Here is a 23,194-nt window from a genome sequence, read left to right as displayed (position 1 = left end):
CGCCTGCCCTCGATCAGGAGTGCCGCTGATCGGCTGCGCCGGGTGGTTCATAGCGGAGGATGTCGCCGGGCTGGCAGCCCAGCTCCCGGCAGAGCGCGGAGAGTGTGGAGAAGCGGATCGCCCGCGCGCGGCCGTTCTTCAGGATCGACAGGTTCACGATCGTCACACCGACTCGCTCGGAGAGCTCGGTCAGGGTCAGGCCGCGCTCGGCGAGCAGCTTGTCGAGGTGGACGGTGATCCGATGGTCGTCTTCCGGCGGCATCAGACCAGGCCCTGGAGGTCGGAGCGGAGTTTGCTGCCCTGGCGGAAGAACTCGGCCAGGGCCAGGACGCCGAGGCCGACGACCATCGCCCAGCGGTAGTCTTCCGCGGCGTGCAGGCCCGCTCCCTGCAGTGAGGTGCCGGAGACGAGTGTGCGCAGGACCACTTCGTCCACCAGGGGTATCGCGGCGACACAGAGCAGGAGGACGCCGATCACGGCGAGCCTTCTGGCGTTGTCCGGCGTGAAGGGATCACCGGCGCGGAAGCTGCGCATCAGCAGGAGAAGAAAGACCGCGACGACACAGAGCGCCAGTGTGAGCATCAGCTCGGGCAGGATCAGAAGGAAGCTCTGCCAGGGGCTGGGGTCGCTGATGGTCAGCGTGGCGTTGAAAGCGGGCTCCGTGAGGCTGACCGTCCCGGGAGGGCCGGTGGGTGCGGGCGCCGGGTCGTCGGCGGTGGTGGCGGTCGCGTAGGGGTTGACGAAGACCTGGCGCGTGCTGGTCCTGGAGTCGCCGAAGACGGCGAAGACGCTGAGGGTGGGGAGCGTCGTCTCCACCTGATCTCCACCCGGATCTCCATCCTCCGGAGGTGGGGGCGTGACCTGGTCTGTTCGTACGGTCCTTCCATGAACGGACGAGACGGGGACCGGCACGACCTGATCAAACAGGTCATCCGCCAGGTTCTGAATGGGGGGAAAGCGGGCGTGAAGTCTATAGTCGCGTTGGCCGTCGTTGGAGTGATCGTGCTCGGGGGGTTCATCGCCTACCGGCTCCTGGTGTTCGAGCTCATCTCCAATTTGCGCCGCTAGCGTCAGAGGAGCCGCCCCATGAGGAGACGACCCGCCTGGCTGGGCTACCTGTCGCCCGGGTGGCGGGTGGAGCGGCTGGTCGGCACGATCATGATGGTGGCCGCGCCGCTCACCGCGCGCCCGGGCGTGCTGAACGGCCTGACCTGGACGTTGCTGGGCCTGAGCCTCGGCTGCTGGCTGGTCTTCGTCGCCCTGGAACGCAGGGCGCCCGCGATCGCGCTCGTCGTAGCGGGGGTGTCGGCCCTGGCGGCGGCGGTGGGACCGAGCGCCGACGGCACGGCGATGATCATGGCCTGTGTGGGGCTGGCCGCCTTCTCCATGAGTACGAGGCCGAGCCCGCTCGTGATCACCATGGTCACCGGGGTCGTGGTGACGGCCGCCGCGCTCTCGGCGCCCTCGGCCGGTGACGCGTTCGGCAACGCCGCGGTGATGCTGGTCGTCGTCGTGCTGGGGCTGAGCAGGAGGCAGTACCGCGTCCAGGCCGAGCACGCCCAGCAGTTGCTCGAACAGACCAGGCGCGCCCAGGCCGAGCACGCCCGCGCCGCCGCGCTCGACGAGCGGACCCGGATCGCCCGCGAACTGCACGACGTGCTCGCCCACTCCCTCGGCGCGCTGAGCGTCCAGCTGGAACTGGCTGACGCGCTGCTGAGCGAGAAAGGAGACCTGGACGACGGGCTGGAGCGGGTACGGCGGGCCCGGCGGCTGGCCACCGACGGCCTGGCGGAGGCGCGCCACGTCGTGGCCGCGCTCCGCGACGACGTCCCGCCGCTGGACGAGGCCGTCGCCCGGCTCGTCGCGGCGCACGGCGGCGACCACCCCGGGCAGATCCGTTTCGAGGTCGGCGGCACGCCGCGCCCGCTGCCGCCGCCGGCCGCCGTCTGCCTGCTGCGCACCGCCCGGGAGGCGCTCACCAACGCCGCCAGGCACGCGCCCGGCGCCCCGATCACGGTCGAGCTCGACTACCGGGCCGGCGCCGTGCGCCTCACGGTCCGCAACGTCCTCGCCGGAGGCGACCGGCCGAGCCCGGGAGGGTACGGTCTCGCGGGGATGCGCGAGCGGCTGGCCCTCGCGGGCGGCAGCCTCTCGGCCGGAGCGACCGGGGAAGGCGGCTGGCAGGTGGCGGCGGAGGTGCCGGCGTGAGCGGGACGGAGCCCATCCGGGTCGTGGTCGTCGACGACCAGCAGATCGTCCGGGAAGGGCTGGTGGCGCTGCTCGGGCTGCTCGACGGCGTCGAGGTCGCCGGCTCGGCGGGCGACGGAGAGGCCGCGCTGAGCCTGCTGGCCCGGACCCCGGCCGACATCGTCCTGATGGACCTGCGGATGCCGGTGCTGGACGGGGTGGAGGCGACCCGGCGGATCATCCGGCGGCACCCGGGGGTCGCGGTTCTGGTGCTGACCACGTACGCAGACGACGACTCGATCGCCGCGGCGCTGCGCGCGGGCGCCCGCGGCTACCTGACCAAGGACGCCGGGCGCGCGGAGATCGCGGCGGCGCTGCGCTCCACCGCCGCCGGCCAGTCCACCTTCGACGCCGCGGTGTCGCGCCGGCTGGTGATGGCCATGCTGCGGGCCGAGCAGCCGGACGCCGAGTGGCGCAACCCCGACGGGCTCACCCCCCGCGAGGTCGAGGTCCTGCGGCTGATCGCGAAGGGGCTGAGCAACGCCCGGATCGCCGCCTCGCTGTTCATCGGAGAGACGACGGTGAAGACGCACGTCAACAACGTCTTCACCAAGATCGGGGCACGTAGCCGGGCCGACGCCGTGCGCTACGCCCACCGTCAGGGGCTGGCGGAAGACTGATCTGGTACGAGGCGACGCTCTGGGTACTGGTGTGGCATGAAAACCATCAATGTGTGCTTCGGGGTGGACGTGGACGCGGTGGCCGGCTGGATCGGCTCGTACGGCGGGCAGGACTCGCCGAACGACATCCAGCGGGGCGTGTTCGCCGCCGAGGTGGGGACGCCGCGGCTGCTGCGGCTGTTCGCCCGGGAAGGAATCAGGACGAGCTGGTTCGTACCAGGACACTCGGCGGAGTCGTTCCCGAAACAGACGCACATGATCGTCGAGGCGGGGCATGACGTCGGCGCGCACGGCTACATGCACGAGAACCCCGTCTCCATGTCAGCCCAGCAGGAGGAGGACGTGCTGGCGCGCTGCGTCGAGCTGCTGGACAAGGAGTTCGGCGTCCGGCCGAGCGGATACACGGCGCCCTGGTGGGAGATGTCGACCCGGACCATCGACCTGCTGCTCCGCTACGGCTTCAGCTACGACCACTCCCAGTCGTACCGCGACTTCCAGCCCTTCTACGCCCGCCGCGGCGAGGAGTGGACCCGCATCGACTACGACAAGGACGCCTCGACCTGGATGAAGCCGCTCGTCCACGGCGAGGAGGTCGATCTGGTCGAGTTCTGCGCGAACTGGTACCTCGACGACCTGCCGCCGATGATGTTCATCAAGAAGTCGCCGAACAGCCACGGCTTCGTGAACCCGCGCGACCTGGAGCAGCAGTGGCGCGACCAGTTCGACTGGGTGTACCGCGAGCTCGACTACGCGGTCTTCCCGATCACCCTCCACCCCGACGTGGGCGGACGGCCGCAGGTGCTGCTGATGCTGGAACGGCTGATCCACCACATGCGCGGCCACAAGGGCGTGCGGTTCATGTCGTTCGCCGAGGCCGAGAAGGACTTCCGGGCCCGCTACCCGTTCGAGGGCAAGGCCCGCCCGGCCGACGTCCACTGATCATTCTGGCGTCGCCGCATCGCGTGCGGCCTGGTCCAGGGTCCGCGCGATCCACTCGGGCAGGGGCATGGACGCCGCCTCGGCGGCCGCCTTCCACCGCTGTTCCCGTTCGGTGCAGACCTTGACGGTGATGGCGATCCTGATGGGCGGGGAGCCCGGCTCCCGGCTCGCCTGGATCTCCCTGCGCAACCGGCTCTGCGGCCAGCCTTCCCGCTCCGCCCGCGCCAGCCATCGCTCCTGCTCGTCCCCGGGGAGAGCGGCGACCTGGGCGTGGTGCTGCAGGCTCAGCGTGTCCCGCCGACGGGACATCGGGACGTTGCGGGCGACCCAGGCGTAGTTGCGCAACGTCTTGTACGACAGACGCGTCCGGGAGACGGCCAGCCGATACCGGCCGGGGAAGGTTTTCTCGCCGTAGACCAGCCAATCGCCGAGCCACCATGCCGACGAACCGTTGATCACGCCTAATTGGTCGCCTATTCTGCGCCATGCGTCGAATGGCAGGTCCGTAGGAAGGGAAAGGCCGATTCTTCCGGCCCGGACGGCGGGATCGAGTCCGAGCCGGTTCGTCGGCGAATTCCCTCTCGGCCTGACGTGATCCCGCGGGGGAATCGAATCCGCGTTGAGCGCCGTGTGTCGGCGCGATAAACGTGAAGCGGGCACGCGACCAGGGTAGACAAAGCCGGTATGTCGGCGGTATATCGCGCGCTCATACCAGGTCGGGGGCGCCTCGCGCTCTTGGGCCGCATCTTGCGATGTCTTTTTCCGCCGCCATGGAAGTTTCGCTCTCGATTGCCTCCTTTTCGAGCCTCGTGCCATACTCCGCGATGCTGAATAGACAGTGATCATCCTGCCTCTTCAGTGTTCCGGTGTGCGAACTCGAACGGTGGAGGAGGCAGTCGTGCGGCTGAAAGCGCGTGCGTGGATACCGGCCGTGAATGGTCCGTCGCGCCCTTTCTTGATGCGCCGGCAGGCGACGATCGCGTTATGTGTGGTCCTCGTTCTGCTCGGCAACCTGCTGCACGTGACGCCGGCATACGCCGGGGAGCCGGTCGCCGCTGACCGCTCCCACGTGGTGCTGGCCTGGCAGGAGGGCGGCCCGCTGGTCAGGGAGGCGGCGGAGGCGGCGCTGCTGGGCACCGACGAGCAGGTCGGCGCGTTCCTGGCCGAAGGGTGGGACCGGGCCCGGCGGCTCGACGAGCGGGACCAGCTCGCGGGCGTCATCAGCGACGGCGGCCCCGCATTGCGCGCGAAGGCTCAGGCCGCCCTGGAAGCCGACGCGGCAGGCGACGAGGACGCGATCGCCGCGTTCCTGAAGAACGGATGGCAGGGCCCGGCGGACATCGACGTGCGGGTGTCGGTGAACCAGCTGATGAGCGCCGGCGGCGAAGAGGTCAAGCAGGCGGCGCAGGCCGTGCTGGACCAGGGAGACCCCGGGAAGCTGCGGGAGTTCCTGGAGTCCGGCTGGCAGACGCAGTGGAACTCCGACCAGCGGCTCCGGATCAACCAGATCATGGCCACCGGAGGCCCGCACGTCCGCACCGCGGCGCAGAAGGCACTGGACGCGGAGACGCCGGAGGCACTGGAGGCGTTCTTCTCGTACGGCTGGGCGGTGGCGTCGGCGCGCGACGACGAGACCGCGACGCTGCAGGACCTGCTCGGCCAGGCGGAGGCGGCCGGTGAGCTGGCGGAGCAGGAGACCGCCGGCGCGGTCGAGGAGGCCGGCCGCGCCGATGACGCCGCGGCGGCGGCGCGCCGGTCCGCCGCCGAGGCCGCCGCCGCGACCGAGGCCGCTCGCGGCGACAGGGCCGAGGCGAAGGCGCAGGCCAAGCGGGCGGCGACCGCGGCGAACAAGGCGGTCGCGGCGGCGCGGGTGGCCGTGCAGGCCGCCGCGGCGGCGGACCGGGCGGCGCGTGCCGCGGCCGGCGCGGCGGCACGGGCGGCCCAGCTGGCGTCGAGGGCCAATCAGAAAGCCGCCGAAGCCTACCGGGCCGCGGCCGAGGCGTCCGTGGACGCCGGCAGGGCGAACGTCGCACGCCAGGCGGCACAGGCGGCCAACGCGATCGCCCAGGAGGCGCGCGACATCGCCGTCAGCGCGCAGGCGGCCGCCAACGCGCTGGAGAACGGCCAGAAGGCCGTCCAATCGGCCGTGTCCGCGGCCGAGCACGCGATGGCGGCGGCGGCCGCCAACGAGGACGCCGTCCGGTACGCCAACGCGGCCGGCGCGGAGGCCGGGGAGGCGGTGGCCGCGGCGTCCAGGGCGCGGGCCAACGCCGCGCGGGCCCTCCGGGCCGCCCGCGCGGCCGAGAACCATCTGCGGGTGGCCATCAGCGCCGCGAACAAGGCACGAGACGCCGCCAACCGGGCGGCGGCCAACGCCCAGGCGGCGGCGACCGCGGCCCTGGAGGCCGCCGAGCACGCCGGCGACGCCGCGGAGGCGGCGAAACGATCCACCGAGCATGCCAACGCCGCCGTCGACGCCGCCCAGCAGGCGCTGGAGACCGCGGAGCAGGCAGCCGCGGTGTACGAGGCGGCACGCACCGCCGACGCCGAGCGCCTGGCGGTGGCCCGCGACGAAGGGCTGGAGATCGCCCGGGAGGCCAACACCCAGTACGAGGAGCAGCAGCGCATCGCCGACTGGGACGTCGACCAGGCCGCCAAACGGGACGAGGAGACCGACCGGCTCATCGAGGTGGCGCGGGCCCCGGCCACCGAGCGGGCCGACGCCGTGGCGGCGGCCCGCAAGGCCGCGCTCAACCTGGCCTCCGGCCAGGGCGCCTGGACCAAGGAGGCGGCGCGGGCGGCGCTGGGCAGCAACGACGATCTCGTGCTGGAGTTCGTCCGCACCGGCCTGCCCCGCGCCGAGGCGCGGGACAACCGCCTCGCGGTGACCAACCTGGGCGTCACCGAGAACGCCGCGCTGGCCGCGGCGGCCAAGGACGCGCTGGCCGGCAGTGACGAGGAGGTCGCGGCGTTCCTGCGCACGCAGACCTATCCCGGCCGCTACAGCGCGGACCGGCTGGAGGTCAACCGGATCCTGAGCGAGGCCAGGGCGACCGGTGACGTCGTGCTGGCGGAACGGGCGCAGCAGGCCCTGGACGCCGACACGCCGCAGGCGTTGCGAGACTTCCTCGACACCGGCCGGTACACGGCGGCGCTCACCGGCGAACGCGTGCTGGTCAACCAGATCCTGGCCGACCCCGACAGCGGGCCGGAGACGCGGGCGGCCGCGCAGATCGCCCTGGACGGGCCCGCGCCCGGGCTGCGGAAGTTCCTCGACAGCGGCCACCACGCCGCCGCCGAGCGGGACCACGAGAACGCCGTCCACCTCGCCGTGGTCGCCGGTCTGCTCAAGAAGATCGACGAGGTCGCCGAGACGGCCCTGGAGAGCGCGCTGGAAGCGCAGAGCGTGGCCGCCCGCGCCCGCGGCGACGCCGAGCAGGCCGCGGGCTACGCCCAGCAGGCGATCGCCGCGGCGCAGCGGGCCGCCGGGTACGCCGAGCAGGCCGATGCCCACGCCGACCGGGCCGCCGCCTCGGCGAACAAGGCCGCGGCGGCGGTCAAGACCGCCCGCGAGGCGGCCACCAGGGCCAGGGCCTCGGCTCGCAGCGCCGTCCGGTCGGCCACCTGGGCGATCGCCTCCTACGAGAGGGCGGTCGCCGCCGCCAACCGGGCGGGCGCGGCGGCCCGCACCGCCTACCGGGAAGCCGTTCGAGCCGGCGAGGACGCCGAGGCAGCGGTGGAAGCGGCCACCGAAGCTTCCGAGGCCCACGAGTACGCCGTCGGCGTGGCAATCGTCGACTGCTATCACCAGTACTCCAGCGATCAGTACCAGCGTCTGGAGGACGTCTACGACCAAGAGGGCCAGTTCTACCGCAACTGCGTCGAGAACATCCTGGGGTCACCGGAGGATCTGGCCACCCGGGCGTACGTCAACTCCGGTTTCTGTGATCTGTATCCGCAGGACAGCCAGGATTACCAGAACTGCCTCAACTCCGTCCTGGATCCGGCGTTCGTCGGGACGCAGCAGCTCACCGTGACCTTGCAGGCGCTTCAGTACGGCGCCGCGTGGTTCTTCAGCGGCTTCGTACCTCTCGCCGCCGGATGTCTGGCCAACGCGGTCTGCGGTGCAGCGCTCACCGTCGCCCAGGTGGGCATGGAGATCCACCGCCTCGTCAAGGGTGACCAGGGACTGGGCAAGACACTGCTCAAGATCGGCGTGATCGCTCTGGAAGAGCTGGTCTTCTACGGGATCGGCAAACTGATCAGCGCCGGCTTCCGGGCCATCAAGAACGCCGCCACGGCCGGCAGGGCGAGTTCGAGTGCGCTCTCGAAGCTCCAGGTCGTCCTGGTCCGGACCCAGCACAAGCGGGTCCTCGCGGAAGTCCGGGCCATGCGGGCCGGTGACTACTCCAGCGTCAAGGACACCGCTTTCTTCTGGTCCGGCCGTACCAAAGTGGGTCCTGACAAATACCGGAACGCCGGACCTGACGAGGCCGCTGTGATCGCGAAGAGCCACAACGGCACCACCCTCGAGATCCTCATGGACAGCCGCGGAATCCCGCAGGCGAAATGGAGTGACGAGGCGTGGCCCGAGATCCAGCGGCAGGTGAACGACGCGTGGGACCAGGTGTCCCTGGCCTACGCCCGGGGCGCCTCCGGCGAGGTCAAGGTGGTCCTCGGACAGGACGTACGCGAGCAGAGCGTCTGGCTGAGACACGAATGCAAGGAGCTCCTGAAAAACCCCCGCGTCACCAAGATCACCGCAATCGACCTGACCACCCGGAAGCCGCGGGTGATCACCAACGAGTCCGAGTGCCTGCCGGTCGAGGCCCCGCTCGCCCTCCAGGCCGCATGAGGATTCACCCGCCCCCGTTCCCGGTGCGTGCCGCGGACGGCAGCAACGGTTCGCGACGAGAGAACACCGGAGGTTCCTGACCATGAGACCACCACCCCGCTGGGCGACGCTGGGCCTGGCCGCGGCGATGGCGGCGTCCCTGTCGGCGGCACTCGGCCCCTCACCGGCCGGGGCGTCCGCGATGTCACCCCCGTCGCTGGTGGGCGACGGCCTCCACCCGTACCCGGACGCGGCGGCGATCCTGGAAGCCCAGAACGTCAGGCTGATCTCCGGCGACGGCCACATCGTGCTGGCCGACTGCGCCACCCCCGCGCAGGGCGACATCGGCCTGCTGAAGATCTGGACCACGGACGAGGCCATCGGCTCCGACGGCATCGGCCGGGTCTGCTTCAAGGTGACGGCGCCCTCCGGCGTGCTGAACCTCGCCGTTCCGGGCGTGTACGAGATCCGCGGCGACGGGCAGCGCCGGGGCACCGGCCACGAGGTGACCGCGGAGCTGCGCGGCGACGACGGTGAAGAGCTCACCGTGGAGGTGGACCCGGACGGCAGCACGCAGGTGGGCCTGGGCGCGGACCCGGAGGCGTCGCCGACCATGCTGGTACAGCTGCGCACCGGCACCGGCCCCGCGCCGGTCAGCGGCGAGCTGGCGGCGGTCGGCAAGCTCGCCGCCCCCGGCCGGGAGTGCACCGTCACGCTGGTCGCGCCGCGCTGGGCGCTCGGCGCCGCGAGCTGCCTGGCCGCCGATCCGGCCCAGCCCCGGCTGGACGAGGGAGCACCGCCCGGCGAGACCCATGTCGTGTTCCCCGGCAAGGATGCCACCAAGGTCGACTGGCTGAGCCCGCGTCCCGGCCGCGACGTGGTCCTCGCCCGGCTGGCCGCCCCGGTCGAGGGGATCACCCCCGTCCCGCCGGCCACCGCCGCGCCCACCGGTGTCGAGCTGTCCACCGCCGGATACAGCCGCGCCGGCATGTCGGACGCCGACTGGACCACCGACCGGCAGCGCGAGGCGCGGGTCACCTTCACCGACGCCACCGCCACGGTGCTGACCGCCGCGTCCGGCCCGCTCGTGTGCGAAGGGATGGCCGGTGCGCCCGTCCTCCACGGCGGCGAGCTCGCCGCCGTGATCAGTCAGGCGGGCCAGGCCGGCTGCCCCGGCACCGACGGGAGCGGCAGCTCACTCACCGCCGCCCGGACCGACGATCTCGCGACCTGGATCGGCGCCCTCACCACCTCCACGGCGGACCACAACTGGCCACTGGCCGACCTGCCCGCCGAGGCAGCCGGGGGCACCGCCGTCACCGGCAGCGCCGACAGCGCCTTCACCGGAACGGGTCTTCCCCTGACCGCCGCCGCCGGCGTGACGTGGAAGACCGGCGACTCCTTCAGCCCGGCCGTCGAGCTCGACGGCGCCACCGGCTCCCTCACGGCCGGCGGCCCCGCCGTCGTCACCGACGCCGACTTCAGCCTCAGCGTCCGGGCCAAGCCCGCCGCCGGCGGCGGCACCGTGCTCTCCCAGGACGGCGTCAACACCGCCGGATTCAGGCTCTGGGCCGAGAACGGATCCTGGCGCTTCGCCATGAGCCGATCCGACGCGGCCAGCCCGGTCTGGGACACCGTCGTCGCCCCCGCGGGCAGCGCGACGGCGGGTGCCTGGTCAGAGGTCGCCGTGACCTACAAGGCGGCCACCGGCGTGGCGATCCTCTGGGTCGACGGGGAGAACGTCGCCAGCGTCCGCCACACCAGCAGATGGAAGGCCGCCGGCGCGCTGCGGGTGGGCGCGCACAAGACCGGCGCGAGCCTCGGCGGCCACTTCGAAGGCGTCCTGTCCACGGTCCGGACCTGGAACAAGCTCGCGCTCACCCCCGAGCGCAACCACCACGACTTCGACGGGGACGGCCGCAACGACATCATCATCACCGACAGGGCCGGCGACCTGTACCTGTATCCCAGCCAGGGCGGCTCGGGACTGAACACGGTCAGCGTCGCCAACCGGGTCAAGATCGGCACCGGCTGGGGTTCCCTGCGGTGGACCGTCACCGACTGGGACGCCGACGGTATGGCCGACATCGTCATGGCCGACTCCGACGGTGTCCTGTGGCTGTATCCCAACCAGAACGGAAGGCCGTCCAGCGGCAACCGGAAGAAGATCGGCACCGGCTGGCACAAGTACAACTTCGCCGCCGGCAACGCCAACAGCGACCCGCACGCCGACCTGTACGGCATCAAGAACAGCACCGGCGAGCTCTTCCACTACCCCGACGGAGGCGGCAAGACCAGGATCGGCACCAGCGGCTGGTCCAACTACCGGATCTTCCCCGGCGACTTCGACAGCGACGGCCGCGCGGACGTCATGGCCATCGACAGATCAGGCAGGCTCTGGTTCTCCGCCAACACCAACCCGGACGGCGGCGTCAGCCTGGCGCCCCGCACCCAGTCCGGCACCGGCTGGAGCAATTACAAGGTCGCGGCCATGGACCTGAGCGGTGACGGCAAGATCGACCTGGTCGCCATCGACTCCGGCGGCGGCCTGTGGATCTATCCCGGCCGGGGCGACGGCCGCTTCGGCAGCCGCTACCGGATCGGCACCGGCTGGACCGTCATAGCCATCGGCTGACCACCACGGATCCGTGGCAATACTGCCCATACCCGCCAATATCGCCACGGATCCGCGGTCATACTGGTGGGTATGAGCTCGATCCTCGAGTCGCCGGACGAAGCCCGGCCGCGCGCCCTCCGCCTCACCCGCGGCTGAGACCGGTCGGATGAGCCCCTCGCGCCTGCGCGCCCGCATCGACGACGCCCCGATGTCCCGGACGCAGTGGTCGGCGATCGCCGTGTGCGTCCTGCTGAACGTCGTCGACGGGGCCGACGTGCTCGTCATGTCGTTCACCGCCGCCGCGGTCTCCGCCGAGTGGGGGCTGTCGGGGGTCGAGCTGGGCCTGCTGCTGAGCTCCGCGCTGGTCGGGATGGCGCTGGGGTCGCTGTTCCTGGCGCCGGTCGCCGACCGGGTGGGGCGGCGGGCGCTGATCCTCGCCTGCCTGGGGTTGTCGGCGTCCGGGATGCTGCTGTCGGCCCTGGCCGGCGACGCCCTCCAGCTGGGGCTGCTGCGGCTGGTCACCGGGGTCGGCATCGGCGGCGTCATCGCGGGCAGCAACGTCATCGCCGCCGAGTACGCCAACCGGCGCTGGCGCGGCCTGGCCGTCAGCCTGAACACCGCCGGTTACGCCGTCGGCGGCACGGCGGGCGGCGTCGCCGCGGTGGTGCTGCAGGACGCGTGGGGGTGGCGCTCGGTGTTCGCCGCCGGCGGGGCCGCCACCGCGCTGCTCATCGCCGCCGTGCTCTGGAAGCTGCCCGAATCGCTCGACTTCCTGCTCACGCGCCGCTCACCCCGCGCCCTCGGCAGGCTCAACGCCCTGCTGACCGCGATGGGCCAGCCGCCGCTGCGCTCGATCCCCGAACCCGACGCGGCCGGACCCGCGCCCCGCCTCCGCCACCTCCTCTCGCCCGCGCTGCGCCGCAACACGCTGCTCACCTGGGCGGGCTTCTTCACCGGCATGTTCGGCTTCTACTTCGTGTCGAGCTGGACGCCCAAACTCCTGGTGGAAGCCGGGATGTCGGCCACCGAGGGCATCACCGGCGGGCTGCTGCTCAGCCTCGGCGGCATCGCCGGCACGACCCTGCTCGGCCTGCTCGCGGCCCGCTTCGCGCTCCGGCGCGTGCTCCTCGGCTACGTGCTGGCCTCGGTCGCGCTGCTCGCCCTGTTCGTCCCCGCCATGCCGGTGTACGGGCTGCTCCTCGCGGTGGGCACCCTGATCGGCGTGTTCGTCACCGGCGCCGTCGCGGGCCTGTACGCGCTCACCCCCTCGATCTATCCCCCGGAGGTCCGGGCCACCGGCGTCGGCTGGGGCATCGGCGTCGGCCGCGCCGGCGCGATCCTGTCGCCCCTGGCCGCCGGCTGGCTGCTGGACGCCGGATGGGGCCCGGGCGCGCTCTACCTCATGGCCGCGGCGGTCCTCGCCACCGGCGGCCTGGCCGTACGCGCGTTCCGCCTGGAGGACGCGGTCACGGCAGCCGGTCGGTGCGGTGGGCGGAGAGACGGGACGGGTCCGGCCAGCGGACGTGATGAGCCCAGCCCGCCCGCTCGAACCAGCGGATCAGCCGCGCGCTCGGGTCGAGCTGGCCCCTGAGGACGCCGTGGCGGGCGCAGGCCGGCTCCGCGTGGTGCCAGTTGTGCCAGCCCTCGCCGAACGTCAGCAGCGCCACCCACCACACGTTCGACGAGCGGTCGCGGGTGCGGAAGGGCCGGTCGCCGAAGGTGTGCGCGACCGAGTTCACCGACCAGGTGACGTGGTGGACGACGGCGTAGCGGACCAGGCCGCCCCAGAAGAGGGCGCTCCAGGCACCCGCCCACGACCACGACCAGAGCCCTCCCGCGGCGGCGGGCAGCACGAAGGACAGGGCCACGACGGCCGGGTAGGCGGCGTCGAAGCGGCGCACGTCCGGGTCGGCCAGCAGGTCCGGCACCCAGTGGCCGGCGCTGGAGCGGCGCCGGGCCGTGTAGAACCAGCCGACGTGCGCGTGGAGCATGCCGCGCAGCAGGCCCAGGCCGCTCTCGCCGTAGCGCCAGGGGGAGTGCGGGTCGCCCTCGCGGTCGGCGTACTTGTGGTGCCTGCGGTGCTCGGCCGCCCAGAGCGTCACCGGCCCCTCGACGGCCATGCCGCCCGCCAGCATGAGCGCGATCCGCAGGCCCCGGTTGCAGCGGAAGGACCGGTGGGTGAACAGCCGGTGGTAGCCGACGGCGATCCCGAAGATGCTCACGGCGTACATGACGGCGGCGATGACCAGGTCGCGCGGCCCGATGCCCCAGCCCCAGGCGGCCGGCACCGCCAGCGCCAGAAGCAGCACGGGCAGCACCACCAGGACGATCAGGTAGACGGCGCGGCGGCCGGTGGTGATCTCCACCGTCTCCGCCGTGCCGGGTCGCGGAGTGGCTGACGTCAAGCTTCCTCCCCTGTACGAGACCGGACCCCATTGAACGGCGGCCCCCCGGGAGTACGCCTATGACCTGACAGTGACGGCTCGATTACTCGACGGAGGCAAAAGACTGCGTAAAGTAGTCATCAAGAAACGTTCCGTCGCTCCCTAGATTGTGGTGACACAGAATGATCACCGTCGGGAGAGGTGCGCGGAATGGGTGCTGTCGGCCAGGCGACCACGGGCGGCTATCTGGAGAGGTACGACGAGGCGCTGTCACGCGCCCCGGGCGCCGCCTTCGGGCTGGTCAGGGAGTGGATGCGGACCGAGTGGCGCGACCTGTTCGCCGAGCTGCGCGAACGGCGCCCGATCCTCGTCACGCCCGCCTTCACGGTCGTCACCCGCCACGCCGACGTCACCGAGGTCCTCTCCCGCGAGGAGGTCTTCTCCGTACGGGCCTTCGGGCCGCGCCTCGACGCCGCCCTGGGCGGCCCGTTCATGCTGGGCCGCGACGCCACCCCGATGAACTGGCGGGAGAAGGGCCTCATGCGGGTCATGCTCGACCCGGACGACGTGCCCCGGGTGCGCGAACTGGCCGGGAGCGCGGCCGACGAACTGCTCGACGCCGCCCGCCCGGCCGGGCGGATCGAGGCCGTCCACGGGCTGTTCCGGCCGGTCGCCCTGCGGGTCTGCGCCGACTACTTCGGTTTCCCCGGGCCCGACCCGGCGACGCTGGGGCGGTGGACCAGGGCCGTCGTCACCGACGGGTTCGCCAACTACCACGGCGACCGGGCGATCCAGGAGGAGTCCGTGCGCGCCGGCGCGGAGATGATCGCCTACCTCCGCGACCGGCTCGCCGCCTACCGGGCCGCGCGCGACCTGCCCGACGACGTCTTCGCCCGGCTCGTCCGCTTCGGGCGGGCGACCGACGACCGCATCGTGATCAACATGGCCGGGCTGCCGCTGGGCTTCGTGGAGAGCGCGCCGGGAGCCATGACGGAGGCGGCCGAGCAGCTCCTGCTCCGCCCGCAGGTGCTGGCCGAAGCCGTCCAGGCGGCGGGCGACCCCGAGCGGTTCGACCGGTACGTCTGGGAGGCGCTGCGGTTCAGCCCGTTCTTCAAGCTGCTGCCCCGGATCTGCGAACGCGACCACGTGCTCGCGGCGGGCACGCCGCGCGCCACCCTCATCCCGGCCGGTACGTTCGTGCTCGCCGCGCCGGCGTCGGCCATGTTCGACGCGGACGCGGTGCCCGAGCCCGACCGGTTCCGCCTCGACCGCCCCGCGCACCACCACCTGTTCTTCGGCCACGGCCACCACGCCTGTCTGGGCGTCCACCCGGCCAAGGTCGTCGTCGCCGAGACCGTGCGCCGCCTGCTGCTGCGGCCCGGCGTCCGCCTGCTGCCACCGCCGGAAGGCCGCGTCGAACGCTCCCACGGCATCTTCCCCGACCGCTTCACGCTCGGGCTCGGCGCCGAGAGGCGGGCGGCGTGACGGCCCGCCGCGTCGCCACCGACGGGCTGGTCAACCGGCTCAGGTTCCTGGCCCTGACCCACGGCAGACCGGCCTGGGACCTCGTACAGCAGGTCGGCCCGCTGCGGCGCAGAGTCAACGCCGCCCTCATCGACCAGGCCGTCCGCGAGATGCCGCCCCGGCCCGAACCGCTGAGCACGATGGCCGGCTACACCTCCTGGACCTCGCTGACCGACCGCACCTACAGCGGCAGGCACCTGCCCCCGGTCGCCGTCGCCGAGGACCGGCTGCCCACCCCCGAGCGGGCCGCCGACCTGTTCACCCGCGGCGAGTCCATGACCTGCTGCCCGCGCTCCACGGTGCTGTTCGCGTACTTCGCCCAGTGGTTCACCGACGGCTTCCTGCGCGGCGACGTCAACATCCCGCGCGACCCCCGCAAGAACAGCTCCAACCACCACATCGACCTCAACCAGGTCTACGGCCTCGACGAGGAGGCCACGGCCGCGCTGCGCACCTTCGACGGCGGCCTGCTCAAGAGCCAGCTCATCAACGGCGGCGAGTTCCCGCCCCACCTGTGCGAGGACGGCAAGATCAAACCGGAGTTCGCGCCGCTCCGCGTCATCCGCTTCGACGAGCTCACCGACGCCCAGCGCGACACGCTCTTCGCCACCGGCAGCGACCGGGGCAACATCCAGCTCGGCTTCACCATGCTCACGGTCCTGTTCCTGCGCGAGCACAACCGGGTGGCCCGGCTGCTCGCCCACCGCCACCCGCGCTGGGACGACGAGCGGCTCTTCCAGACGACCCGCAACATCCTCATCGTGCTGCTGATCAAGCTCGTGGTCGAGGAGTACATCAACCACATCACCCCCTACCACTTCCGCTTCACCCTCGACCCGAAGCTGTCGTCGCTGCTGGCGCACGCCCCCTGGCACCGGGAAAACTGGGCCTCGGTCGAGTTCAACCTCGTCTACCGCTGGCACAGCCTCATCCCGTCCCACCTGACCGTCGGCGGCGACGAACTGCCGCTCGCGCGGACCATGACCGGCGGCGCGCTCATCCCCGGCCCCGGGCTCGGCCGGCTCTTCGAGGACGCCTCACACCAGCGGGCCGGCCGCATCGGGCTGTTCAACACCGACCCGCTGCTCCGGAAGGTCGACGTCGCCAGCATCGCCGACTCACGCGTGCTCGGCCTCGCCCCGTACAACCACTACCGCGAACACTGCCGCTTCCCCCGCGTACGGAAGTTCGAGCACATCTCCGCCGACCGGCGGGTCTCCGGCGCGCTGCGCGACCTCTACCGGAGCGTCGACGACGTCGACCTGTACGTGGGACTCTTCGCCGAGGAACCCGGATCCCCCGACGCCATCCTGCCCCCGCTGCTCACGAAGATCATCGCCATCGACGCCTTCTCCCAGGCGCTCACCAACCCGCTGCTCGCGCCCCGCGTGTTCAACGCCGCCACCTTCTCCCCGACCGGCGTCCGCGTCATCGCCGGCACCCGCACCCTCGCCGACGTCGTACGCCGCAACACCCCGGAAGACCCCACCCCCCGCTTCGTCAGCATGGCCAGGCAGGAGTTCACGTGACCCCGGCCGGGCCGCTGCGCGCCGCCGCCCGCGAACTCGTCGACGTCGCCGTCACCGTCCGCGAGGCGGCCGCCCACGCGACGGCCGCGCTCACCGACCCCGCGCTGCTGCGCGCCCTCCCGGCCGCCCCCGCCGCCGGCCGGTCCGCCTACCGCGCGCTGCTGCGGGCCACCACCAGCAGGCGCGGTCTCGGGTACGCGCTCACCGGCGGGCCGCTGGTCACCCTGGCCGCCAAGGCGGGAGCGATGGCCGGGGCCGAAAGCCTGGCCGTGCGGGTGCTCGCCACCTCGCTGCGGCTGCGCATCGCCGCCGTCACCGCCGACCACCCCGAACTGGCCCGCGACCCGCTGATCGGCCGGCTGATCGACGCGGCCGCCGCCGACCGCGACCTCGACGCCGTCCGCGCCCTGCGCGCCCTGCTCCGGGAACGCGGCGCGGCCCGCGCGCTCAGCGGGCTCGCCCCCATCCTCGGCGAGGTGCTGGCGCTCCGGGCACTGCTCGACGAGAACCCGCTCAACGACACCACCGCCTGGCTCATCGCGACCGGCCGGGGCCGCGCCACCGCCGACCCCGTCACCGGCCTCAGCAACCGAATCATCGCCCTCCTCGACACCGGCGAGGGCGCCGCCCGCCGCGTGACGCTGACCGGCACCGAGACCGCCCGGCTCAGCACCCGCGGATCCCTCCTCGGCTTCCTCGGCAACATCCGCGCCATCGGCACCACCGGCCGCATCCTCATCCAGAGCGTCGAAGGCCCCGACGGAGTGATCCGCCACGTCATTCAGGCGCCCGGCATGGCCGCCGCGCTCGACGGCGACTCACCCCAGGACCTGCTCGGCGCGTTCAGCAGCGCTGTCCTCGACAGCAACCCCTACAGCCGCGCCCTGGCCGCGGCCGTCGCCGACTACGGGCTGCCCGAAGGCGCCGAAGTCGCGCTCGTCGGCCACAGCGCCGGCGGCGCCGCCATCATGAACCTCGCCCAGGACCGCCGCTTCTGCGCCCGCCACACCGTCACCCACGCCATCGCCGTCGGCTCGCCCGTCGACTTCAAACGGCCCGCCGACCCGCGCACCTGGGTCGCCAGCGTCACCAACCAGCACGACATCGTCCCCACCCTCGACGGGCAGGGCGCGGGCACCTGCTTCGACCCCCGCCCCGGCTGGTACGTGGTCGACTACGCCGACCCCACCCACCTCTTCCCGCTCTGCCACGGCCTGGAGCAGTACATCCGCAACCTCGCCCACGACCTCCCCGAAGCCCGCGACCACATCGACACACGGCTCACGCCCTACCGGGGGCCGGTCGTCCGCACCCAGGCCTACCAGCTGTTCGACCGCGCCCCCGACCCGCCCGGCTTCCCCTTCCTCACCGTCCCCACCTACACCCTCTCCGGCGCCGAACTGCCCATCCGCTGCCGCGGCGGCAGCGCCCTCACCGCCTGCTTCGCTGCCGACCGGGCCGCGGCGGCGGGCCTGCTCAAAGGGACCGGCTTCGTCCCGCTGCCCTTCGCCGGCCGCGCCCTGGTCGCTCTGCACGCCGCCTGGAACCGGCACACCAGCGCGGGCGCCTACCGCGAAGCCCACCTCGGCATCGCCGTCCCCGGGCCGGGGCGCCCCCGCCTGCTCGACCCCTTCCGGGGCGCGGCACTGCGGCGCTCGGGCAGCTTCCTCGTCGGCTCCGCCGTCGACGCCGAATCGGTACGGGCCATCGCGCCGCGCCTGTGGGGCGGCGAGACCCACCTCGCCCCCGTGGAGCTGCGCTTCGACGCCGGACACGCCCGGGTCACCGTCCCCGGGGCGTTCACCCTGTCCGGACGGCTCGGGCCCGCCCTCCCCGTCGGCGACCGCGACCTCGTCGCCTACACCGCCGCCGACGGGGTGGCGCTCCGCTCCTGCGTCCGCACCCGCGGCCCGGGCCTGCTCCACCCCCTGCCGCTGCTGCGCCTGACAGCCGAACCCGGCTCCGGCCACCCCCTCGCCGACCAGCTCCGCGCCCTGGGCCTGGACGGCGCCCGCGCGCTCCTCTGCCTGTCATCCCCCGCCCGCCAGACGCTACGAGACGCCGCCGTCCCCTTGCGCCCCACCTGAGGAACCCGCCTACGCCCCACCTGAGGATTCCCCCCGCGCGAGGAGCCCCGCTGCGGCCAACCCGGGGCACCCGTACTCCTGAGGAGTGTCGCCGTCCTGCTGCTGAGGCCCTGAAGGAGGAGCCATGCCGGTCGAACACGCCGGGCTCACCGCCCACGCCGAAGTGCTGAGCACTGATGCCCGGGCGCTCACCGCCTGTGCTGAACGTCTGCGTGAGATCGGGGCGCGGCTGGAAGCGGCCGGTGTCGCGCCGCCGTGGCTGCGCGCTTCGGTGGACGCCCATGCCGCCGCCTGTGACGCCGCTGCCGCCGACCTCGACGAGGCCGCGACCCGCCTGTGGCGGTACGCGGGCGAGGCGCGCCGCTGACCGTCCTGCCCGCTTGACCCGCCTGCCGGTGTTACTCGACTGGGCCTGCCGCTAACTCTCCCGCAGTGTTGGCCCGCCTGCAGTGTTACGCGGACCGGACCCGCCGCTGACCCTCCCGCTCGGTAGGCCCGCCTGCCGGTGTTACGTCGATCGGGCTCGCCGCTGATCCTTCCGCTTGGGGTGCTGTACGAGTGACGCAGCCGGTCGGGCCGTTTAGGTGCGGCGGTCGTACAGGATGGGTTGGTTCGAGCAGGGGGTCAGGGGGCTTGGTGGATGGCGCGGGCGGCGGTGAGGCCGGATTCGAGGGCGCCTTCGATCCAGGCGTGCCAGAGGGAGCAGTGTTCGCCGGCGAAGTGGACGCGGCCCTCGGGGGCGATGATGGCGTCGTGCAGGTTCGTCTGCTGGTGGGGTTCGAAGAGGGCGAAGGCGCCGGCCGCGTAGGGGTCGTGGTACCAGGCGTGGGAGACGCCGAACTCGAAGTGGTCGTAGATCTCGGGGTGGATTTTGGCGACGTCCTCCAGTGCCTGTTCGATCCGTTTCTGCGGTGGCATGGCGCCCCAGCGGAGCGCGTCCTGGCCCCAGGTGTAGCTGGCCAGGAGGATCGCCCGTTCGTCGCCGGCGGGGTGTGACGGGTAGCAGATGCGGCGGATGGGCAGGTCGGTGACGGTGGTGCCGCCGACGATGCCGTCGGTCCGCTCCCAGAACGGCTGCCGCACCTGCAGCAGGATCTTGGTGGAGGCGTTGTAGTTGAGCTCGCGGATGGCGCGCTGCTTGCGCCGGGAGAACGCGGGCCGGATCTCGATGTCGCGCAGCACCGAGAACGGGATGGTGCAGACGGCGTGGTCGCCGGTGATGGCCACCCGCCCCGAGCCCGTCCTGACGTGCGCGGTCACCGAGTGGTCGTCCTGCTCGATGGCCGTCACCTCGTGGCCGAACCGGATGTGGGCCTTCAGCTCCCGGTAGAACGCGACGGGCAACCGGTCGGCGCCGCCCACGATCTCCTGCATGTCCTCGAACGCCCGCCCGATGATCTCGCGGAACTGTTCGATGACGGCCGCGTTGAGGTTGGCCTCGCGGAAGCTCATCACGCCGTAGAGCTCGATCGCGCCTTCGGAGAACCCGCGTTCGCGCAGGAAACTGCGGATCGAGTAGCGGTCGTACTCGGCGCAGATCCGGTCGAGCGCCTTCTCGCCTTCCAGCTCGTACAGGTCGTGGATCTCCTGGGTGGCGGCGCGCCACAGATCGTCGTACGTGCGGCCGCGCTCGTGCTCGGCCAGGCCGAAGTCGACGAGCTGCGGGTCCTGGGCGAGCTCGCCGACGGTGGTGCGGACGCCCTGGATGTACGCGAGCGTCCGGGGATTGTCCATGACGAAGGGGCGCAGGGTGAGCCCGAACCTGGCGCAGTAGGCCAGCGTGAGATCGTGCACCCGGGGGATCCGCATGGCGCCCGCCTCCGCGTACAGGCCGGGGGCGAAGTCGCGCAGCGTCAGCACCCGCCCGCCCACCCGCTGCTGGGCCTCCAGGACGACGGGCTCGTGGCCCTGGCGCATCAGCTCGTAGGCGGCGACCAGCCCGGCCATCCCGGCTCCGAGCACCAGCACGCGCTTGCGCGGCCGGCCGCCGGCGCCCAGCCCGCGCCCGGCCGTCGCGACCAGCTCGGCGGGGACCCGGAGATCGTGGCGCGGACGGGGCACGCCCGAGGACTTCGCTTCCAGAGTGTCACGCCCCTTACTCGTGGCTACATGTCGTAATGACGTGACTACTAAACGTCCATAGAGGTGTCAAGGGCGGATGCCGGCGGCATGGGCTGGAGGCGCCTGGAGGGGTGCGGCTGGACGTGAACGCGTGGGAGTGGCGTCCGACGCCGGCGCTGCTGGAACGCGCCGCCGTGCTCGACGACGACACCCTCGGCCCGCAACCGGCACGGCGGCAGCGAGGTCACGATCCTGTCGCTGGGCAACGTCTTCTACCGCTGGGGGCGTTGATCGTCCCGCCCGGCTACACCGACCCGGCGGTGTAGCCGGGCGGCAACCCCTACCGGAGCGGCTGACTTCGAGGCAGGACGGGCGGGGCCGGTCCGGCGCCGGGTCAGGAAGCCGGCGGGCGGTGGCCGGGGTGGCCATTGTGGTGCTTGCCGCGCTTGGAGACGTCCCGGACGGACTTGGCGGTGGCCGTGTCGCCCTCGACCTTCGCCGCGACCCTGACCTGCTGACCGGTCTTGATCGCGTCGATGCCGGTGTCGCCGCGGTTGATCCTGGTGTCGGGCGTGACCTTGTACTCCCTGCTGTAGCCGTCGTCGCTCTTGACCGTGACGGAGTCCTGGCTGACGGCGGTGACCTCGCCGTACTGGATGGCGACCGTCATGTAGCCGCCGTCGCGCGCGGGCACGACGAACTCGCCGCGCAGGGGGCCCCGCCGGTGTCCCTTGCGGGCGGGCGCGTCGGACGGGGTCTCGCTGCTCGTGGCCGTGGGGGTGGGGGTCGGGGACGGCGGGGCGGCGAACGCGGTCGCCCCGGCGACGCCCGCGCCGGTGGCCACGACGAGCGCGGTGGTGGCGGCGATCAGCAGGGACCGGGGGACGCGTCGCCTGGGCGTCTCCGTGGTGCTGGGTCCAGTGGTCATCTTTCCCTCCCTCGAATCGGACATGTTGGGACAAAGCATGCAGGAAGGGATTTAAAGCCGCGGTAAGCGTGGCCCGTGCCCGCCAAGGGCTACAACTAGCGGCGGGCGTGGCGGAGGAGGGCCGCGCCGGCGAAGTAGGCGATCAGGGCCGCGGTCGGCATGCCGGCCGGGCCGTGGTCGCCGGGCCCGGCCACGGCGGCGGTGAGCAGGCCCCCCAGGACGGCCGCCATCCCGGCCAGGGCGGGCAGGACCGGCGCGCCGCGCGGGTCCGGGCGTCCGCCGGGGCGGCGCTCGACCGGGCCGAAGACCGCTACCAGGGCGGCGAGGATCAAGGCCAGCACAAGGAGCCAGGGCACCCGCAGCAGCAGCCAGGCCGGTGAGCCCGCGGGCTCGTTCGGCAGCACCCCCGTCGGGTACAGCGCCAGGACGCCGAGCGCCGCCGCCGTCATGTGCCACAGGAACACCGTCATGATCACGGAGTTGACGGCCACCACCACGGTCCACGGGCGCGGGCGGCGCAGCCACCGATCGGCGCCCGGCTGCAGCCACAGGGCCAGCCCCGTCTGGGTGGCGGCCAGCGCGAGCAGGGCCAGCGTGGGCGGGGAGGTGTTCTGCCCCACCATGCTGACCGGGTACGGCCCGGGCACCGTCAGCGACACCAGGGCCACCAGCCCGGCCAGGGCGAGCGGCAGACCTGTGGAGCGCTCGGCGGGCAGCCGCCCGTCCTGCCAGGAGAAGCCGAGCTGGTAGACGGCCAGCCAGGCGAGCAGGTAGTTCGCGTCCCCGACGTAAGGGACGCCTCCGGCCATCCGCGCCACGTCCCCCACGCCGACCAGGACGGTCAGCAGGATCGGCACGGCCAGCCCGTACCGGCGGTGCAACCCGTACATCAACGGGGTGAGAGCCACCACGGCGAGATACGCCACGAGGAACCAGAGCGGGATCGCCGCCAGCCACACCCCGGTGCCGACCAGCTCCGAATCGACCCCGGCCACCCGCGCTGCTAGGGCGCTCACGGTGAGGACGGCCAGGAGCATGGTGGTGGGGCGGACGAGTCTTCCTGTACGGACGAGCATCCAGCTCACGGCGGTGCCGCCGCGCTCCCGGTGAGAGGTGAGGGAGGCCGCCCCGGCGAACCCGCCGACCAGGAAGAAGATCGGCATCACCTGGAACAGCCAGGTCAGCCAGCGGGCCCACGGAACGGTGTCCAGCACGCTGCCGCCCTGCAGCGTGCCGTCGTACGTCACGTACACGGCCAGCCAGTGACCCGTCACCACGGCGGCGATCGCGATCGCGCGCAGCAGATCGGCGTGCCGGTTCCGGTGTGCCGGGGTGTCGCCGGCCAGCTCCCGAATCTGCCGCATCGCCCGCATGCGCGATCACCTACCCGCCGGAGCCGGGTCGTCACACAGGGCTGCGGGGAG

At 72.5% G+C, this 23,194-nt stretch carries 18 protein-coding genes and 1 pseudogene; 12 read left to right on the top strand and 7 right to left on the bottom strand.

Annotated features, from left to right (window positions below; all coding sequences use genetic code 11):
• Positions 1-13 precede the first annotated feature (13 nt).
• Both AB0J42_RS31150 and AB0J42_RS31145 read right to left on the bottom strand, forming a co-directional pair.
• Positions 14-262 carry a helix-turn-helix transcriptional regulator gene (locus AB0J42_RS31150; protein ID WP_364300729.1) on the bottom strand — a complete coding sequence of 83 codons (249 nt, stop codon included), beginning with the start codon at positions 260-262 and terminating at the stop codon, positions 14-16.
• The gene (locus AB0J42_RS31145; protein ID WP_364300726.1) at positions 262-816 is read right to left on the bottom strand and encodes a DUF2975 domain-containing protein; all 555 of its coding nucleotides are present in this window, start codon (positions 814-816) and stop codon (positions 262-264) included. The genes AB0J42_RS31150 and AB0J42_RS31145 overlap by 1 nt, the downstream gene beginning before the upstream one ends.
• Before the next feature lie 69 nt (positions 817-885).
• Between AB0J42_RS31145 and AB0J42_RS31140 the strand changes: the two genes are divergently transcribed.
• The 4 genes from AB0J42_RS31140 to AB0J42_RS31125 are packed head-to-tail and all read left to right on the top strand — an operon-like array spanning position 886 to position 3,806.
• Complete coding sequence (locus AB0J42_RS31140; protein WP_364300723.1) at positions 886-1,068, top strand: hypothetical protein; 183 nt, start codon at positions 886-888, stop codon at positions 1,066-1,068.
• A gap of 18 nt (positions 1,069-1,086) precedes the next feature.
• Positions 1,087-2,208, top strand: coding sequence for a histidine kinase (locus AB0J42_RS31135; protein WP_364300721.1), 1,122 nt, complete (start codon positions 1,087-1,089; stop codon positions 2,206-2,208).
• Entirely contained in the window at positions 2,205-2,867 is a 663-nt protein-coding gene (locus AB0J42_RS31130; RefSeq protein ID WP_364300719.1) for a response regulator transcription factor, read from the top strand. The genes AB0J42_RS31135 and AB0J42_RS31130 overlap by 4 nt, the downstream gene beginning before the upstream one ends.
• Before the next feature lie 36 nt (positions 2,868-2,903).
• Positions 2,904-3,806, top strand: coding sequence for a polysaccharide deacetylase (locus tag AB0J42_RS31125; RefSeq protein ID WP_364300716.1), 903 nt, complete (start codon positions 2,904-2,906; stop codon positions 3,804-3,806).
• On the opposite strand, the gene AB0J42_RS31120 is transcribed toward AB0J42_RS31125, so the two are convergent.
• Positions 3,807-4,331: an LmbU family transcriptional regulator gene (locus AB0J42_RS31120; RefSeq protein WP_364300765.1), complete on the bottom strand. Its 525-nt coding sequence runs from the start codon at positions 4,329-4,331 to the stop codon at positions 3,807-3,809.
• Positions 4,332-4,794: 463 nt separating this feature from the next.
• Here AB0J42_RS31120 and AB0J42_RS31115 point away from each other — a divergent pair, with 463 nt between their 5' ends.
• From AB0J42_RS31115 to AB0J42_RS31105, 3 genes and pseudogenes are all read left to right on the top strand, one after another.
• Positions 4,795-8,661: a hypothetical protein gene (locus AB0J42_RS31115; protein WP_364300714.1), complete on the top strand. Its 3,867-nt coding sequence runs from the start codon at positions 4,795-4,797 to the stop codon at positions 8,659-8,661.
• An 82-nt stretch (positions 8,662-8,743) separates the two neighbouring features.
• Entirely contained in the window at positions 8,744-11,275 is a 2,532-nt protein-coding gene (locus tag AB0J42_RS31110; RefSeq protein ID WP_364300713.1) for an FG-GAP-like repeat-containing protein, read from the top strand.
• 148 nt (positions 11,276-11,423) lie between these two features.
• A pseudogene (locus AB0J42_RS31105) lies at positions 11,424-12,707 on the top strand (MFS transporter); the annotation flags it as partial.
• A gap of 16 nt (positions 12,708-12,723) precedes the next feature.
• On the opposite strand, the gene AB0J42_RS31100 reads toward AB0J42_RS31105, so the two are convergent.
• Complete coding sequence (locus AB0J42_RS31100) at positions 12,724-13,662, bottom strand: acyl-CoA desaturase (protein ID WP_364300711.1); 939 nt, start codon at positions 13,660-13,662, stop codon at positions 12,724-12,726.
• A 189-nt stretch (positions 13,663-13,851) separates the two neighbouring features.
• On the opposite strand from AB0J42_RS31100, the gene AB0J42_RS31095 reads away from it, so the two are divergent.
• The 4 genes from AB0J42_RS31095 (at position 13,852) to AB0J42_RS31080 (ending at position 19,148) form a co-directional block, all read left to right on the top strand.
• Positions 13,852-15,126, top strand: a complete 1,275-nt coding sequence (locus AB0J42_RS31095; protein WP_364300709.1) for a cytochrome P450 — start codon at positions 13,852-13,854, stop codon at positions 15,124-15,126.
• Positions 15,123-16,694: a peroxidase family protein gene (locus AB0J42_RS31090; protein ID WP_364300707.1), complete on the top strand. Its 1,572-nt coding sequence runs from the start codon at positions 15,123-15,125 to the stop codon at positions 16,692-16,694. Before AB0J42_RS31095 ends, AB0J42_RS31090 begins: the two co-directional genes overlap by 4 nt.
• Positions 16,691-18,781 carry a hypothetical protein gene (locus AB0J42_RS31085; protein ID WP_364300705.1) on the top strand — a complete coding sequence of 697 codons (2,091 nt, stop codon included), beginning with the start codon at positions 16,691-16,693 and terminating at the stop codon, positions 18,779-18,781. Before AB0J42_RS31090 ends, AB0J42_RS31085 begins: the two co-directional genes overlap by 4 nt.
• A gap of 124 nt (positions 18,782-18,905) precedes the next feature.
• Positions 18,906-19,148 (top strand): hypothetical protein, encoded by a 243-nt coding sequence (locus tag AB0J42_RS31080; RefSeq protein WP_364300703.1) that lies wholly within the window; start codon positions 18,906-18,908, stop codon positions 19,146-19,148.
• Between the two features lie 257 nt (positions 19,149-19,405).
• Here the strand turns inward: AB0J42_RS31080 and AB0J42_RS31075 are convergent, their stop codons facing one another.
• Complete coding sequence (locus tag AB0J42_RS31075; RefSeq protein WP_364300701.1) at positions 19,406-20,842, bottom strand: flavin monoamine oxidase family protein; 1,437 nt, start codon at positions 20,840-20,842, stop codon at positions 19,406-19,408.
• Between the two features lie 131 nt (positions 20,843-20,973).
• On the opposite strand from AB0J42_RS31075, the gene AB0J42_RS31070 reads away from it, so the two are divergent.
• A complete protein-coding gene (locus AB0J42_RS31070) occupies positions 20,974-21,168 on the top strand; it encodes a hypothetical protein (protein ID WP_364300699.1) in 195 nt (64 codons plus the stop codon).
• 68 nt (positions 21,169-21,236) lie between these two features.
• Here AB0J42_RS31070 and AB0J42_RS31065 read toward each other — a convergent pair whose 3' ends face one another.
• Complete coding sequence (locus tag AB0J42_RS31065; protein WP_364300697.1) at positions 21,237-21,770, bottom strand: DUF5666 domain-containing protein; 534 nt, start codon at positions 21,768-21,770, stop codon at positions 21,237-21,239.
• 95 nt (positions 21,771-21,865) lie between these two features.
• Entirely contained in the window at positions 21,866-23,143 is a 1,278-nt protein-coding gene (locus AB0J42_RS31060; RefSeq protein WP_364300695.1) for an acyltransferase, read from the bottom strand.
• Positions 23,144-23,194 lie beyond the last annotated feature (51 nt).

Source organism: Nonomuraea sp. NPDC049649 (assembly GCF_040675175.1).
Taxonomy (GTDB): Bacteria; Actinomycetota; Actinomycetes; order Streptosporangiales; family Streptosporangiaceae; genus Nonomuraea.
The sequence above is the reverse complement of the archived record's forward strand: the minus strand, read 5'-3'. Positions and strand labels throughout refer to the sequence as shown.